The following is a 15,415-nucleotide window of genomic DNA, read 5'->3' on the forward strand; positions in this document are numbered from 1 at the left end:
GTCCCCGATGCCCGTCACCTCCCCCGCTTCTTCCCTGTGGCGTCCCCATGTCACCGTCGCCTGCGTGGTGGCCCGGGGCGACCGCTACCTGGTGGTCGAGGAGGAGATCGACGGGCGGCTCGCCTACAACCAGCCGGCCGGCCACCTGGACGACGGCGAGAGCCTCGCCGATGCCGCGGTGCGCGAGACGCTCGAGGAGACCGGCTGGACGGTCGAACTGGAACATTTCATCGGCGTGCACCAGTGGCGCAGCACCGAGCATGGCGATGGCGTGGTGCGTTTCAGCTTCGCCGCCCGGGCGCTGGCGCATGATTCACGGCGCCCGCTGGATACCGGAATCCTCCGCTCGCTCTGGTTGACGCGCGCGGAAATCGTCGCACTCGGCGACCGCCTGCGCAGCCCGATGGTTCTGCTCAGCATCGACGCCTGGCTGACCGGGCAGCGCCTGCCGCTAGGGTTGCTGTCCAGCCTGCTGGCGGAGCCGGCCCGGCGATGAAGGTGATGTTGGGCGTCTCCGGGGGCGTGGACTCGTCCGTCGCTGCGCTGCTGCTGCAGCAAGCCGGCCACGAGGTCGAGGGCCTGTTCATGCACAACTGGGAGGAGGACGAGCGCGGCGGCCCCTGCACTGCCGATGCCGACCGCAAGGATGCGCTGGCGGTATGCGGGCGCCTTGGCATGGCCTTCCACACGCGCAACTTCGCCGCGGAGTACTGGGACGGCGTTTTTGCCCACTTCCTCGCGGAATACCGCGCCGGCCGCACACCCAATCCGGACGTGCTGTGCAACCGCGAGATCAAGTTCAAGGCCTTTCTGGACGAGGCGCGCGCGCTGGGCGCAGAAAAGATCGCCACCGGCCACTACGCGCGGGTCGACGCCCGCGACGGAAAGTACCGCCTGCTGCGCGCGATGGACACAGGCAAGGACCAGACCTACTTCCTGCACGCGCTGGGCCAGCAGCAACTGGCCGCCACGCTCTTTCCGGTCGGCGAGATCGAGAAGGCGCAGGTGCGCGCGCTGGCCCGTGCCGCCGCCCTGCCCACCCACGCGAAGAAGGACTCGACCGGCATCTGCTTCATCGGCGAGCGCGACTTTCGCAGCTTCCTGGCGCAGTACATCCCAGCGCGACCCGGTGAGATGCGCACGCCTGAAGGGTCTTTGGTCGGCACGCACCAAGGCACCATGTACTACACCCTGGGGCAACGCAACGGGCTGGGCATCGGCGGCCGCCAGGGCATGGGCAGCGAGCCCTGGTACGTGGTTGGCAAGGACGTGGCGGCGAACGTGCTTTACGTAGCGCAGGGCGGCGACAACCACTGGCTGCAGTCGACGCGCCTGCTTACCGAAACGCCGAACTGGGTGGCCGGATCGCCGCCGGCAACGTCGTTCCGCTGTACCGCCAAGACCCGTTACCGCCAGCCGGACCAGTCTTGCGAGGTTCATGTCTCGGACAGCGGCCTGGAGGTGCGCTTCGATCAACCGCAACGGGCCGTGACGCCGGGCCAGTCGGCCGTGTTCTACGACGGCGAGGCCTGCCTGGGCGGCGCCGTGATCGCAGCCACCGATGCGCCGTTTGGCGGCCTCCCCTCTCTTCGTGCAGGTAACTGACGTGCTCGACACCCTCGCCATGAACGAACCGCGCGTGCTCGCGCTCGCCGGCCTGTTCCAGGCGGTCGGCCTGGCGCAGCAGCTGGCCAACCAGGGGCGCTGCGACGAAGGGGCGATGGAGTCGAGCGTGGCCAGCGTGTTCCGCATCGACGCGCCCTCGGTCGCGGCCGTCTACGGCGGCGTGGGCGGCGTGCGGCTGGGCTTGCGCAACCTGATCGGCCAGCTGGACGACAGCAGCCGCGACATGGCACTGACCCGGATGGCGGTCACCGTGATGCGGCTGGAGCGCAGCCTGGCGCGCCGCGCCGAGCTGACTGCCAAGCTGCAGGAAGGCATCGTCGCCGCCAGGCGCCAGGTCGACCATTTCGGCCAGGATTCGCCGCAGGTGGTACGACGCCTGGCCGACCTCTACGCCTCCACCCTGTCCGTCCTGAGCCCGCGCGTGATGGTCAGCGGCAATCCGCAGTTCCTGCAGCAACCGGCGGTGGTGGAAAAGGTGCGCGCCAACCTGCTGGCGGCCGTGCGCTCGGCGGTGCTGTGGCGGCAGGTTGGCGGCCGGCAGTGGCAGGTCATCCTCAATCGCCGCCAGTGCAGCATGCTGGCGCGCGGGTTGCTGACCGGGGTGACGCTGGACAACGGCTGAGGCATGGCGGGCTCGGGCCCGCTTCCGCCGAGCGATGACACCGGCCGGGTTTCAGCCCACCGGTTCCACCCGCAGCCCTGGCCGCCCGCCCGCCACGTCCCGCAGCAGTTCGGCGAACGCCTGGATGTCGGCGTGCCAGGGCGAGGCCTCGCGCCAGTACAGCGCGATCTGCCGGCCCGGCGCCGCATCTTCCAGTTGCGCCACGGTCAGTTCCGGCATGGACGCCAGCCGCTCGCGCGCCAATGCCGGCACCAGCGCATAGCCGCCGCGCAGGCCGACCAGTGCCGCCAGGCTTTCCAGGCTCACGTCCTGCACGTGACCGCCGTGGCCGCCCTGTCCATCAATGCCGTCCGGGTGGCTTTCGGCCATCAGCGTGGCCTCGGCCTCATCCAGTTCATCCAGGGTCACGCTGGCGCGATTGGCCAGCGGGTGATCGGCGCGGAACAGCACCTGCCACGGCTCGGCGAACAGCGGTCGGCTCGCGATGCCACTGGGCGCACTGGCCGGCGGCGCCAGCACGGCATCCAGCTCGCCCTCGTGCAGCCGGCGCAACAGGCCGCGCGGCTTGCCCTCGGACAGGCTCAGGCGCGCGGAGGGAAAATGCTGCGGGAACGGCTCGACCAGGTGTGGCAGCAGGTACGGCCCGAGCGAAGCCGGCACGCCAAGGCGCAGTTCGCCGCCGAAAGCGACCATGCCGGCGCGGGCCGCCTGCTGCAGGTGCTCGGCTGCATCAAGCACCACGGCGATGCGTTCCAGCAGCAACCGCCCGCCGGCAGTCGGCACGATGCGCCGGCCGCCGCGCTCGAACAGCGGCGCACCCAGCGCCTGCTCGACCTTCTGCACCTGGTGCGACAGCCCCGACGGGCTGATGTGCATGGCCCGGGCGGCACTGTTGAAGCTGCCATGCCGATGCACCGCCTGCACCAGCGCCAGGTCGCGCAGCGATACCGCCGAGAGCGCCGTCGAAATCATCGAATGCTGCATGTCACCAAAAGCGTTTGTGCCGCAACGGGAGGCGTCGCATCCTAGGCAGCCAACGGTGGGACGTCGGCACGCGCCAATCGCATTCTAGCCGCCCCGCCCGCCCGCGCCGCGGGAACGCCTGTCGTCAAAACCCGCCCTGCTCATGCGCCGCAAGGACGCATGGCAGCGGTATTTGCGATAATCGCGGGCCTTTGCGCGAGCTTGCCGTCCGCCGCAACGTCGTCTTGTCTCCCCAGCCGCTTCAAAGCTAAAGCCAGGAGTTTCGTCATGAAAGACTCGTTTTCCATCCGCGACAGCCTCGAGGTCAACGGCAAGCGCTACGCGTACGCCAGCCTCGCCAAGTTCGGTGAGCGCTTCGACCTCAAGCGGCTGCCGTACTCGTTGAAGATCCTGCTTGAGAACCTGCTGCGGCACGAGGACGGCATCAACGTCACGACGAAGGAAATCGAGGCGGTCGCCAAGTGGGACGCCAAGGCCGAGCCGGATACCGAGATCTCCTTCATGCCGGCGCGCGTGGTGCTGCAGGACTTCACCGGCGTGCCGTGCGTGGTCGACCTGGCGGCCATGCGCGACGCGGTGGTCAAGCTTGGCGGCGACGCTACCCAGATCAACCCGCTGGCGCCGGCCGAACTGGTCATCGACCATTCGGTGCAGGTCGACGTGTACGGTTCCGAATCTGCGCTGGAGAAGAACGTCGAGATCGAGTTCGAGCGCAACCAGGAGCGCTACGCGTTCCTGCGCTGGGGCCAGAAGGCGTTCAACAACTTCAAGGTCGTGCCGCCGCGCACCGGCATCGTGCACCAGGTGAACCTCGAGCACCTTGCCCGCGTGGTGTTCACCGCCGAGAAGGACGGTCAGCTCTGGGCCTACCCCGACACCGTGTTCGGCACCGACTCGCACACCACCATGATCAACGGCGTGGGCGTGCTGGGCTGGGGCGTGGGTGGCATCGAGGCCGAGGCGGCCATGCTGGGCCAGCCCTCCTCGATGCTGATCCCGCAGGTGGTCGGCTTCAAGCTCAAGGGCAAGCTCTCCGAGGGCGTCACCGCCACCGACCTGGTGCTGACCGTTACCCAGATGCTGCGCAAGCTCGGCGTCGTGGGCAAGTTCGTCGAGTTCTTCGGTGATGGCCTCAAGCACCTGCCGCTGGCCGACCGCGCGACCATCGGCAACATGGCGCCGGAATACGGCGCGACCTGCGGCATCTTCCCCATCGACCAGGAGGCGCTGAACTACCTGCGCCTGTCCGGCCGTAGCGAGGAGCAGATCAAGCTGGTCGAGGCCTATGCCCGCGCGCAAGGCATGTGGCACGACGAGAACAGCCTCACGCCGGAATTCACCACTACGCTCGAGCTCGACCTCGCCGACGTGCGTCCGTCCATGGCCGGCCCCAAGCGCCCGCAGGACCGCGTACTGCTCGAAGGCGTCAAGCAGAGCTTCCACGACGTGGTCGGCCCGCTGACCGCCAGCCGCAAGTCCGGCAGCGGCAGTGTCGGCGTCACCAAGGACGGCGAGAACTTCACCCTGAAGGACGGCTCGGTGGTGATCGCCGCGATCACCTCCTGCACCAACACCTCCAACCCGGCGGTGATGCTGGGCGCCGGCCTGGTCGCCAAGAAGGCCGCCGCCAGGGGCCTGAAGGCCAAGCCGTGGGTGAAGACCTCGATCGGCCCGGGCTCGCTGGTCGTCAGCGATTACCTCGAAAAGACCGGGCTGCTGAAGGAACTGGAAAAGGTCGGCTTCTACATCGTCGGCTACGGCTGCACCACCTGCATCGGCAACTCCGGCCCGCTGCCGGCCGAGATCAGCCAGGGCATTGGTGCCGGAGACCTGGCGGTGGCCTCGGTGCTCTCGGGCAACCGCAACTTCGAAGGCCGCGTGCATGCCGAGGTGAAGATGAACTACCTGGCCTCGCCGCCGCTGGTGGTCGCCTATGCGCTCGCCGGTACGCTGGATATCGACCTGACCAAGGATGCGATCGGCCTGGGTAGCGACGGTGAGCCGGTGTACCTGAAGGACATCTGGCCGACCAACAAGGAAATCTCCGACACCATCGCCGGCGCGATCAACCCGGCCATGTTCGAGAAGAACTACGCCGACGTGTTCAAGGGCGACAGCCGCTGGAACGCCATTCCCTCCGCCGAGGGCGCGCTGTACGCGTGGGATGACTCGACCTACATCAAGAACCCGCCCTACTTCGACGGCATGACGATGGAGCTGTCCAAGGTCGACGACCTGCGTGGCGCGCGCGTGCTGGGCCTGTTCGGCGACTCGATCACCACCGACCACATCTCGCCGGCGGGCTCGATCAAGAAGGACAGCCCGGCGGGCCGTTACCTGATCTCCAAGGGCGTGGAGCCGAAGGACTTCAACTCCTACGGTTCGCGCCGCGGCAACGACGACGTGATGGTGCGCGGCACCTTCGCCAACATCCGCATCAAGAACCTGATGCTGCACGGCGTCGAGGGCGGCTACACCGTGCACGTGCCCTCGGGCGAGGAAATGGCGATCTACGACGCGGCCATGAAGTACAAGGCCGAAGGCACGCCGCTGGTGGTCATCGCCGGCAAGGAATACGGCACCGGCTCCTCGCGCGACTGGGCCGCCAAGGGCACCCTGCTGCTGGGCATCAAGGCCGTGATCGCCGAGAGCTTCGAGCGCATCCACCGCTCCAACCTGGTCGGCATGGGCGTGTTGCCGCTGCAGTTCAAGCACGGCCAGAACGCGCAGTCGCTGGGCCTGACCGGCAAGGAGTCGATCGACATCCTCGGTTTCGACGGCGGCGAGTCCAAGGAAGCGACCGTGGTCGCCACCTCGGCCGACGGCACCAAGAAGGAGTTCACCGTGCACGTCATGCTGCTGACCCCGAAGGAGCGCGACTTCTTCCGTCACGGCGGCATCCTGCAGTACGTGTTGCGCCAGCTGGCTGGCCGCAAGGCCGCCTGAGGATTACGTCAGCTCCAGCGAAAAGGCCGCCTCCGGGCGGCCTTTTCGTTTGGACGTTCCGCTCCCCAAAGCGGGGAATGGCTCGATAGCAGATGCACGAACCGTGGGCTGCAGCTCGTAGGGGGCTTTGCCTCCGCAACTCGCAGCAAGGTGGGCCGAAGCCCAATGACGAACGCGCTAAAGCTGGCGCTTCCACGTCGCGCTGTAGCAGCGCCACTCATCCCCCTCCCTGCGCCAGGCCGTCTCCACCTGGTACACGCCCGCCGCGTCTGGCAACAGGCGGCTGCCCTGGGTGAGGCTCGCGGTGAAACTCGCCACCAGCCGTTCGCCGCGCCGCTCCGCCGAGATGGGCCCCAGTGTCACGCCGACATGCTCGCCACGCAGGCGCGCCAGACGGACGAGGTTGGCCAGGTCCTTGCGCCCGAACTGCCCGCCATTGCCGTCGAAGTCCTCGCTGAGCGGCTCGACTACACCGCCCGCGTCGGATTGTTCGGCCGCCTGTTCGGCCGAGGCGATTGCCTCGCGCACGCGTGTTTCGTCCGACGTGTGACGACATCCGGCAAGCGCCGCGAACAGCACCACAAGGCCAGGAAAAAGCCGCCATTTTTGCGCCTGCATGAACCCTCCGATGCTCGCCGCAACGCGCCTTGCCGCCGTGCGCGGGCGTATGCTCCAATGCCCCGGCCGCATGGCCGAACGGGGAACAGGAACAGTACATGAGCAACGAGCGTCCGTGGCTTGCCCACTATCCGCATGATGTGCCCGCGCAGATCGACGTCGACGCCTACGCGTCGGTGGCGGCAGTGGTGGAAGAGGCCTTCGGCAGGTTCCGCGAACGCCCGGCCTTCGCCAGCTTCGGCAAGTTCCTGAGCTACGGCGAGATGGAGGCGTTGAGCCGCCAGTTCGCCGGCTATCTCACCGGCGTGCTGGGCCTGAAGAAGGGCGACCGGCTCGCCATCATGATGCCCAACGTGCTGCAGTATCCCATCGCTTTGTTCGGCGCGCTGCGCGCGGGACTGGTGGTGGTCAATACAAATCCGCTCTACACCGCGCGCGAACTGAAGCACCAGTTGGAGGACTCCGGCGCGAAGGCGATCGTGGTGCTGGACAACTTCGCCTTCACGCTGCAGGAAGTCGTCGGCCAAACCCACGTCGAGCACGTGGTGACCACCGGCATCGGCGACATGCTGGGTTTCCCCAAGGGCGCCCTGGTCAACTTCGTGCTCAGGCACGTCAAGAAGATGGTCCCGGCGTACTCGCTGCCGCAGGCAGTGCGGTTCCGCGATGCACTGGCGCAAGGAGCATCGCATCCCCTGCCCCAGGTCGCGCTTGGCCACGACGACCTTGCCTTCCTGCAGTACACCGGGGGCACCACCGGCGTCGCCAAGGGCGCGATGCTCAGCCACGGCAACATGGTCGCCAACATGCTGCAGGCCAGCGCCTGGATCGGCGACCTGGCCAAGCCCGGCGAAGAGGTGATCATCACCGCGTTGCCGCTGTACCACATCTTCTCGCTGTGCGCGAACGGCCTGGTGTTCATGCGCCTTGGCGGCCTCAATTGGCTGATCACCAACCCGCGCGACATGCCCGGGTTCGTCAAGGAACTGAAGAAGTCCGGCTTCACCGCGCTCACCGGCGTCAACACGCTGTTCAATGGTCTGCTCAACACGCCCGGCTTTGCGGAACTGGATTTTTCCCGCCTGCACCTGACCCTGGGCGGCGGCATGGCTGTGCAGCGCGCGGTCGCCGAGCGCTGGAAGAAGACCACCGGTTGCACCCTGGCCGAGGCCTACGGCCTGACCGAAACCTCGCCGGCGGTCTGCATCAACCCGCTGGACCTGAAGGACTACAACGGCTCGATCGGCCTTCCGGTGCCTTCCACCGACGTCGCGATCTGGTCCGAAGACAACCAGCCGCTACCGGTCGGCGGGGTGGGCGAACTGATGGTGCGCGGGCCGCAGGTGATGCAGGGTTATTGGCAGCGTCCCGAAGAAACCGCCAACGTGCTCGGTGCCGACGGCTGGCTGCATACCGGCGACATCGCGCGGATGGACGAGCAGGGCTACGTGTACATCGTCGACCGCAAGAAGGACATGATTCTGGTGTCCGGTTTCAACGTGTATCCGAACGAGGTCGAAGACGTGGTCATGCAGCACCCCGGCGTGGCGGAAGTCGCCGCCGTGGGCGTGCCGGACGAGCATTCCGGCGAGGCGGTCAAGCTGTTCGTGGTACGCAAGGATCCCTCGCTCACCGCCGATATGCTCAAGCAGTTCTGCCACGACAACCTGACCGGCTACAAGCGCCCGCGCCAGATCGAGTTCCGCGACGCACTACCCAAGTCCAACGTAGGCAAGATCCTGCGCCGCGAGCTGCGCGACGAGCAGAAAAGCACAGCGACTGTCTGAAAGCGGCGGCCTGCGTGCGACGGACGCAGGCCGGTAGCCGTCGCGTCACTGTTCCCGCCAGTGCTCCAGGATGTCCGCGTAGCCACCCAGCAGGTTCCACAAGGGCACCTGCTTGTCCTCCGGAATGCGCGAATAGGCAAAGCCGATGTGGCGATCGGAAATGCGCGCGACCACGGCTTCCAGGTGAATGTGCAGGTCGCGGCCGAAAATCATGTCCAGCACCCAGGCCTGCCCCAGCTCGCCCTGCCAGCCCAGCGGCCGGCGCAGGAGCGCGCCCGTGGCCGAAATGTCGACCAGCTCGGTCGGGTGCGACTGCACGCCATGGCTCATCAGCACGGTGGTCTCGATGCGCATGCGCGCGGGCCTGAGGAACTTCGGGCCCGGTTCGTCCGCCACGTTGTCTTCGATCGTCATCTAGCTCCCCAGGCGAGGCACCTCGACGCCTCCCGTGACGTTCCTCGATCGTACGACGCATCCGCGTCTTCATCGACAGGTGGCCGCGCGGTGCAGCCTTCGTGTGCCGACTCGAACGTGGACGCGCCCGTCGTCTCACGGCACGCGAAGCAAACGCCATGCCACCCTTGGATGGGGCACAACATCATCCCACATCCGCTCGGTGGGCCGCCGGAAGTGCCGCGTCCGGTGTCGGTCGGACACAACGGGTCACATGCTGCCCCGGCACAACCTGTCCGGCACCAGCATGTCGTGCTCCATGAAGCGCCACTGCCCATACTGGACTTGCCGCAACGCTGCCGCTAACCTGTCGCCATGCCTGGGTCCCAGCGTGCGCCGTGCCGGCAGGTACCGGCCACCGCAGCACGTATCCGAAGTCCCGGCAGATCGATTTGAACCGTCCGTGGCGCCGTGCCGCCATCCTGTCTTGCGTCCTCGCCTGGCCTGTTGCCTGGTACGGCCGCCTTGGTGGTCGCCAGAACCCGTTTGATCGAACCGCTGACCGCGCGGCTTCGTCATGCGGTACCGTCGCAACGGGCTGCCGCCGGAAGCAGGCAAGCCAGTTTTATCGGCTGCCGGCCCAAAACCGCGGTCACGAGGGGATACCCGTCCGCAGGCGCCGCCCCGCCAGGACGATTGGATCGAAAGCATTGCCGGCCGCGTGAGCGGCCCCACGACATGCATTGATGAGCACAGAACCGCAGCAGCCGGCCGCCCCGTCGCAGGACGCCTTCGCGTCGATCCCCCAGCAGCAGGAAATGCCGCTGGCGATCGTGCGCGGCGAGCCATTGCTGCAGATGCCGCAGGACCTTTACATCCCGCCCGATGCGCTGGAAGTGTTCCTGGAGGCGTTCGAGGGCCCGCTGGACCTTCTGCTCTATCTGATCCGCCGGCAGAACCTGGACATCCTGGACATTCCGATTGCCGAGATCACCCGGCAATACATGGATTACATCGACATGATGCGGGACGTGATGCGGCTGGAACTGGCCGCCGAGTACCTGCTCATGGCCGCGATCCTGGGCGAGATCAAGTCGCGCCTGCTGCTGCCGCGGCCGCCTGCCGAGGAAGGACTCGAGGACGACCCGCGCGCCGAACTGGTACGACGCCTGCAGGAATACGAACGCTTCAAGAGGGCCGCCGAAGACATCGATACCCTGCCCCGCGTCGAGCGCGACACGGTGGCGGTCCATGCCGAGGTTGGCGAGCGCAACGTGGTCAAGCTGCCGCCGCCGCTGGACCTGAAGGAAATGCTGCTGGCGCTCAAGGAAGTGATGCACCGCGCCGAGCTGTTCGGCCACCATGCGATCAAGCGCGAGGCACTGAGCGTGCGCCAGCGCATGGGCGAACTGCTCAGCCGGCTCGAGGACGGGACCTTCCACCGCTTCGATAGCCTGTTCGACATCAGCGAAGGGCGCCTGGGCGTGGTGGTGACCTTCCTGTCGATGCTCGAGCTGGCCAAGGAAATGCTGGTAGAGATCGTGCAGGAAGAACCACTGGCGCCGATCTACATCAAGGCGAAGGCCGCGCTGGCCGAGGAAAGCGCCGAACTGCCGGACGACATGCCGGCTTCCGCCACCGCCGAGTAAGGCGCCGGCCCACCCAAGACCCCACCAGGCCATGCAGATCGAGCAACTCAAACCGATCATCGAGGCAGCCCTGCTTGCCGCCAGCCAGCCACTCACCGTGGCGCAGCTGGGCGAGCTGTTCGTCGAAGAGGACGAGGTCGACCGCGAAGCGATCGCCCGTGTACTGGAAGCGTTGGCCGAGGACTGCGCCGGCCGCGGCATCGAGCTGAAGGAAGTCGCCTCCGGGTTCCGCTACCAGGTCCGCCAGGACGTGCACCCGTGGGTGTCGCGCATGTGGACCGAGAAGCCGAGCCGCTACTCGCGTGCCCTGCTCGAAACACTGGCGCTGATCGCCTACCGCCAGCCGATCACCCGTCCGGAGATCGAGCAGATCCGCGGCGTGGTGGTCTCCTCCAACATCATCAAGACGCTGGAGGAGCGCGAGTGGATCCGCGTGGTCGGCCACCGCGACGTGCCCGGCAGGCCCGCGCTGTTCGGTACTACCCGGGCCTTCCTGGATTATTTCAACCTGAAATCGCTAGACGAACTGCCGCCACTGTCGGAAATCCGCGACATGGAGGACCCGCAGCTGCGGCTCGACCAGGAGCCACTGCCGCCCCGGGTGATCAAGGATCTGCCGGTCGACCCGGAACAGGCTGGCGACCCGTTGCGGGACGATCCCGACGGCATGCACGACGCAACCGCAGATGCGCTGCAGGGCGAAACGCCGCCCGCCGAAAACCAAGCGGCCGGCGAAGCGGGCGCCGACGTGAACATCGAATCTGCCCCACCCATCGAAACCACCGCCGTGGCGCCCGACGACGACGCGCCCGTTTCCACCCCATCCGCCACTGCCGACGAGGCAGCAGCCCAGGTCGACGTCGAATCCGACGCCGCCGAGCAGGACATCGAGGAGTACCGCGCATGACTGCGCCGCAGAAATCCGTTCTGACCCTGAAGCGCGAAACCCGCGCCGACACCACCGACATCCCCGCCCTGGAAGAGCGCCTACACAAGGTGCTGGCCAACGCTGGCCTGGGCTCGCGCCGCATGCTGGAGCAGCGTATCCAGGCCGGCGAGGTCGAACTCAACGGCGCACCGGCCGGCATCGGTGCCAGCGTGCACGCCGGCGACCGGGTGGTACTCGACGGCAAGCAGTTCGTCGTGGCCACCGACAACCGGGACGACACCGAGGTACTGCTCTACCACAAGCCCGAAGGCGTGGTGACCACCCGCGAAGATCCCGAAGGCCGTCCCACTGTATTCGAGCAGCTGCCGCGCCTGAAGGGCGCGCGCTGGGTCGCGGTGGGTCGCCTGGACATCAACACCACCGGCCTGCTGCTGCTCACCACCGACGGCGAACTGGCCAACGCGCTGATGCATCCCAGGAGCGGGCTCGGCCGCGAGTACCTCTGCCGCGTGCATGGCGAGGTGCCCGACGAGATCATCGAGAAGCTCAAGGCCGGTGTCGAACTGGAGGACGGTCCCGCCCGCTTCGACGAGATCGCCATCATCAGCCGCGGCGGCAGCCACAGCTGGTTCCGCGTGGTGATCCGCGAGGGCCGCAACCGCGAAGTGCGCCGCCTGTGGGACTCGCAGGGTTTCCTGGTCAGCCGCCTCAAGCGCATCCGTTACGGCAACATCGAGCTGCCGCGCACCCTGCGGCGGGGCGAGAGCGAAGCGCTCTCCGAGGACGCCATCAAGGACCTGCGCAAGTCGGCCGGCCTCGGACCCGCCCAGCCCGCGCTGACGCTGAGCCCGGTGCTGCACCAGCGCCGCGCCAGCCGCAGCGTCACCGAATACCGCCCCGAGCGCGGCACGCCCACGGCCTGGAGCAGTGCCTACCATGACGAGGCGCGTGAGCTGCGCGCGTTCGACCGGATCCGCGAGGAACCGGTGCGAGGCAAGCAGCAGCGCCGCCGTCCGGGCAAGGAGGTCAACGGCAATGTGGCCCGTCCGGAGCGACCGGCCAATCCCGGAGGCCGCAAGAACAAGCGAGGCGTGGCCCCGGGCCAGGAGTTGCCCTCGGTGCGCACCTGGTTCGCCGGCGAAAGCCGTGACGGCGGCGCCCGTGGCAACGCCCCCGGTCCGGGTGGCAACCGCCGCGGCGGCAAGCCGGCCGGTGGCAAACCAGCCGCCGGTCGTGGTGGCGAGGCACGCGCTGCCGGTCCCTACGCCGGCTTCGGCGGTGGTGGCGGCAATCGCGGCAACCGCCAGGGCGGCACGCCCGGCCAGGGCGGCGCGCCCGGCCAGGGCGGCCGGCCGCAGAACCGCGGCAATCGCCCGCAGGGCCACGGCGGCGGCCGTCCGCACGGCGGCCGCGGCGGCAACCGGTCCGGCAACCGCTGATGATGGGTGTGCGGATCTACCACAACAGCCGTTGCTCGAAATCGCGCGGCACACTGGAGCTGCTGCGGGAACGCGGGCTCGAGCCGGAGGTGGTCCATTACCTGGACACGCCGCCCAGCGTCGAAGAGTTGAAGACCCTGCTGCGTCTGCTCGGCATGACGCCGCGCCAGTTGCTGCGTACCGGTGAAGCGGAGTACGAGGAACTGGGGCTTGCCGATCCCGCCATCGCCGATGAGGGCATCCTTCAGGCGATGGCAGCGCACCCGAAGTTGATCGAACGCCCCATCGTGGTGGCCAACGGCAAGGCGGCGATCGGGCGCCCGCCCGAGGCTGTGCTCCCGATCCTGGCCTGATCTGCCCAGGTCGTGCCGTAGGCAGGAAGAAGCCGCCCCAGGGCGGTTTTCTTTTTCCTGCGGCCAGCGGGGGAGCCGGCAGTCCCCGTGCGCGAGGCCAGCAGTACCTGCGTGCTCCGCACGCGGGTCAGCCGGCCCCCAGTGTGAATTCGTCGGCATCCATCCAGGCCGGGAACCGCTCCCGGTGTGCCAGCAGGAGCGACGGATCCAGGCGCACCTTGGCAAGCTGCTCCTGCGCGCCCAGCTCGATGAGCGGCTCGCCCAGCGGGTCGATCACTGCGCTGTCGCCGGCGTAGGGCAGGTCATTTCCATCCACGCCCACGCGATTGACGCCAACGACATAGGCAAGATTCTCGATCGCCCGCGCGCGCAGTAGCGTCCGCCACGGCTGCCGACGCGGCGCCGGCCAGTTGGCGACGAACAGCGCCAGGTCATAGTCCATGCCGCCTGCCGCACTTTCCAGCCGGCGGTTGCGCAGCCACACCGGGAAGCGCAGGTCGTAGCAGACCTGCGGCAGGATGCGCCAACCCTTGAGCTCCACCACCGGCCGCTCGGTGCCGCTGCCGTAGCGGGTGTGCTCGCCGGACATGCGGAACAGGTGGCGCTTGTCGTACTGCGCGTGGCTGCCATCCGGGCGCATCCAGAACAGACGGTTGTAGACGGTGCCGTTCTCGCTGATCGCCAGGCTTCCGCAGATCACCGCATCAACTTCGGCCGCCAGCGCGCGCAGCCAGGCCACGCCTTCGCCGTCCATGGTGCCGGCACTGGCCCGGGTATCGTTGCTGAAGCCGGACAGGAAGGTTTCCGGCAGCACCACCAGGTCGCTTCCCCTGGCCTGGCGCACCAGCGAGCCGTAGTAGTCGCGGTTGGCCGGCGCGTCGTGCCAGCGCGTGGCGCCCTGAACCAGGCTGACGCTCAGCGGCTGCATGTTCAAAGCTGGCATAGGCGTTCCGCGGCGGCGGCCATGGTGGCGTCGCTCTTGGCAAAGCACAGGCGCAGCAGGCGCGTGCCCGGCGGCTTTTCGTAGAACGGCGTGAGCGGAATACCCGCCACGCCACCCTGCTCGACCAGCCAGCGCGAGAACGCGATGTCGTCCTCGTCGCGGATGGCCGAGTAGTCGACCAATTGGAAGTAGCCGCCCGGCACGTCCAGCAATTTGAAGCGCGACGGCGCCAGCAGCGCGCGAAAGCGGTCGCGCTTGGCCTGGTAGAAGTCCGGCAGTTCCAGGTAGTGCGCCGGGTCGCTGGCCAGGATTTCCGCGAACGCCGCCTGGGCCGGATGGAAGGTGCAGAAGGTCAGGTACTGGTGCACCTTGCGGAATTCGGCCGACAGCGCCGCCGGCGCCACCGCGTAGCCGACCTTCCAGCCGGTGCAGTGGTAGGTCTTGCCGAAGCTGGACACCACGATGCTGCGCTCGGCGAGCTCGGGATGGCGCAGTACGCTCTCGTGCCGGGCACCGTCATAGACGATGTGTTCGTAGACCTCGTCCGAGAGCACCACGATACCGGTGTCGCGGGTGATCTCGGCCAGCGTGTCCAGGTCGTCGCACGAAAGCACCGCGCCGGAGGGGTTGTGCGGGCTGTTGACCAGGATCATGCGCGTGCTCGGCGTGATCGCGTCGCGCACCCGCTGCCAGTCGATCGCAAAGCTGGGCACGGTCAGCGGAATGTGCACGGCGCGTGCGCCCTGCAGCTCGATCGCCGGCTCATAGGAATCGTAGGCCGGATCGAACACGATCACTTCCTCGCCCGCGCGCACGGTGGCGGCGATCGCCGCGAACAGCGCCTCGGTGGCGCCGGAGGTCACGGTGACCTCGGTCGCGGAGTCCACGCGCCGCCCGTACAGCTGCTGCGTCTTGATCGCGATCTGCTCGCGCAACGGCGCTGTCCCGATACCCGGGGCGTACTGGTTCTTGCCTTCGGCCATCGCGCGGGTCAGCGCGTCACGCAACGCCTGCGGCGGCTCGAAGTCGGGGAAACCCTGGCCGAGGTTCACTGCCCGGTGATCGAGCGCGAGCTGGCTCATCACGCTGAAGATGGTGGTGCCAACCTTGGGCAGCTTGGTATCGATGTTCATGCCTGCGGATGTCTGGAAGGCCAAACGGCAAGC

The 15,415-nt window shown here is 67.7% G+C and carries 14 protein-coding genes; 9 read left to right on the plus strand and 5 right to left on the minus strand.

All coding sequences use genetic code 11. The features are described from left to right. Positions 1–7 precede the first annotated feature (7 nt). From BMZ38_RS00255 to hflD, 3 genes are read left to right on the plus strand one after another with little or no spacing between them, the layout of a single operon-like run. Positions 8–496, plus strand: coding sequence for an NUDIX hydrolase (locus BMZ38_RS00255; protein ID WP_091332762.1), 489 nt, complete (start codon positions 8–10; stop codon positions 494–496). Beyond that, entirely contained in the window at positions 493–1,605 is a 1,113-nt protein-coding gene (gene mnmA, locus BMZ38_RS00260) for a tRNA 2-thiouridine(34) synthase MnmA (RefSeq protein ID WP_091332764.1), read from the plus strand. The genes BMZ38_RS00255 and mnmA overlap by 4 nt, the downstream gene beginning before the upstream one ends. A gap of 19 nt (positions 1,606–1,624) precedes the next feature. After that, positions 1,625–2,248: a high frequency lysogenization protein HflD gene (gene hflD / locus BMZ38_RS00265; protein WP_091334259.1), complete on the plus strand. Its 624-nt coding sequence runs from the start codon at positions 1,625–1,627 to the stop codon at positions 2,246–2,248. 51 nt (positions 2,249–2,299) lie between these two features. Here hflD and BMZ38_RS00270 read toward each other — a convergent pair whose 3' ends face one another. Beyond that, on the minus strand, positions 2,300–3,232 hold the full coding sequence (locus tag BMZ38_RS00270) for a LysR family transcriptional regulator (protein ID WP_091332767.1): 933 nt from the start codon (positions 3,230–3,232) through the stop codon (positions 2,300–2,302). A gap of 267 nt (positions 3,233–3,499) precedes the next feature. On the opposite strand from BMZ38_RS00270, the gene acnA reads away from it, so the two are divergent. After that, positions 3,500–6,178 (plus strand): aconitate hydratase AcnA, encoded by a 2,679-nt coding sequence (gene acnA, locus BMZ38_RS00275; RefSeq protein ID WP_091332769.1) that lies wholly within the window; start codon positions 3,500–3,502, stop codon positions 6,176–6,178. Between the two features lie 177 nt (positions 6,179–6,355). On the opposite strand, the gene BMZ38_RS00280 is transcribed toward acnA, so the two are convergent. Continuing rightward, positions 6,356–6,796 carry a hypothetical protein gene (locus BMZ38_RS00280; RefSeq protein WP_091332772.1) on the minus strand — a complete coding sequence of 147 codons (441 nt, stop codon included), beginning with the start codon at positions 6,794–6,796 and terminating at the stop codon, positions 6,356–6,358. A 98-nt stretch (positions 6,797–6,894) separates the two neighbouring features. Here BMZ38_RS00280 and BMZ38_RS00285 point away from each other — a divergent pair, with 98 nt between their 5' ends. Beyond that, positions 6,895–8,583: an AMP-binding protein gene (locus BMZ38_RS00285; RefSeq protein ID WP_091332774.1), complete on the plus strand. Its 1,689-nt coding sequence runs from the start codon at positions 6,895–6,897 to the stop codon at positions 8,581–8,583. 45 nt (positions 8,584–8,628) lie between these two features. Here the strand turns inward: BMZ38_RS00285 and BMZ38_RS00290 are convergent, their stop codons facing one another. After that, on the minus strand, positions 8,629–8,997 hold the full coding sequence (locus tag BMZ38_RS00290; RefSeq protein WP_091332777.1) for a PilZ domain-containing protein: 369 nt from the start codon (positions 8,995–8,997) through the stop codon (positions 8,629–8,631). Between the two features lie 725 nt (positions 8,998–9,722). On the opposite strand from BMZ38_RS00290, the gene BMZ38_RS00295 reads away from it, so the two are divergent. Genes BMZ38_RS00295 through arsC form a run of 4 tightly spaced genes read left to right on the plus strand, consistent with a single transcriptional unit; the run spans position 9,723 to position 13,306 of the window. After that, complete coding sequence (locus BMZ38_RS00295; protein WP_091332780.1) at positions 9,723–10,625, plus strand: segregation and condensation protein A; 903 nt, start codon at positions 9,723–9,725, stop codon at positions 10,623–10,625. Positions 10,626–10,656: 31 nt separating this feature from the next. Further along, on the plus strand, positions 10,657–11,532 hold the full coding sequence (gene scpB / locus BMZ38_RS00300) for an SMC-Scp complex subunit ScpB (protein ID WP_091332783.1): 876 nt from the start codon (positions 10,657–10,659) through the stop codon (positions 11,530–11,532). Beyond that, entirely contained in the window at positions 11,529–12,953 is a 1,425-nt protein-coding gene (locus tag BMZ38_RS00305) for a pseudouridine synthase (RefSeq protein ID WP_091332786.1), read from the plus strand. The genes scpB and BMZ38_RS00305 overlap by 4 nt, the downstream gene beginning before the upstream one ends. A 2-nt stretch (positions 12,954–12,955) precedes the next feature. Further along, on the plus strand, positions 12,956–13,306 hold the full coding sequence (arsC, locus tag BMZ38_RS00310; protein WP_091334262.1) for an arsenate reductase (glutaredoxin): 351 nt from the start codon (positions 12,956–12,958) through the stop codon (positions 13,304–13,306). Between the two features lie 127 nt (positions 13,307–13,433). On the opposite strand, the gene BMZ38_RS00315 is transcribed toward arsC, so the two are convergent. Continuing rightward, a complete protein-coding gene (locus tag BMZ38_RS00315) occupies positions 13,434–14,234 on the minus strand; it encodes an amidohydrolase (protein WP_175483667.1) in 801 nt (266 codons plus the stop codon). A gap of 2 nt (positions 14,235–14,236) precedes the next feature. Continuing rightward, positions 14,237–15,382 carry a pyridoxal phosphate-dependent aminotransferase gene (locus tag BMZ38_RS00320; RefSeq protein ID WP_091332792.1) on the minus strand — a complete coding sequence of 382 codons (1,146 nt, stop codon included), beginning with the start codon at positions 15,380–15,382 and terminating at the stop codon, positions 14,237–14,239. Positions 15,383–15,415: the final 33 nt, after the last annotated feature.

This window comes from Frateuria terrea, from assembly GCF_900115705.1.
Taxonomy (GTDB): Bacteria; Pseudomonadota; Gammaproteobacteria; order Xanthomonadales; family Rhodanobacteraceae; genus Frateuria_A; species Frateuria_A terrea.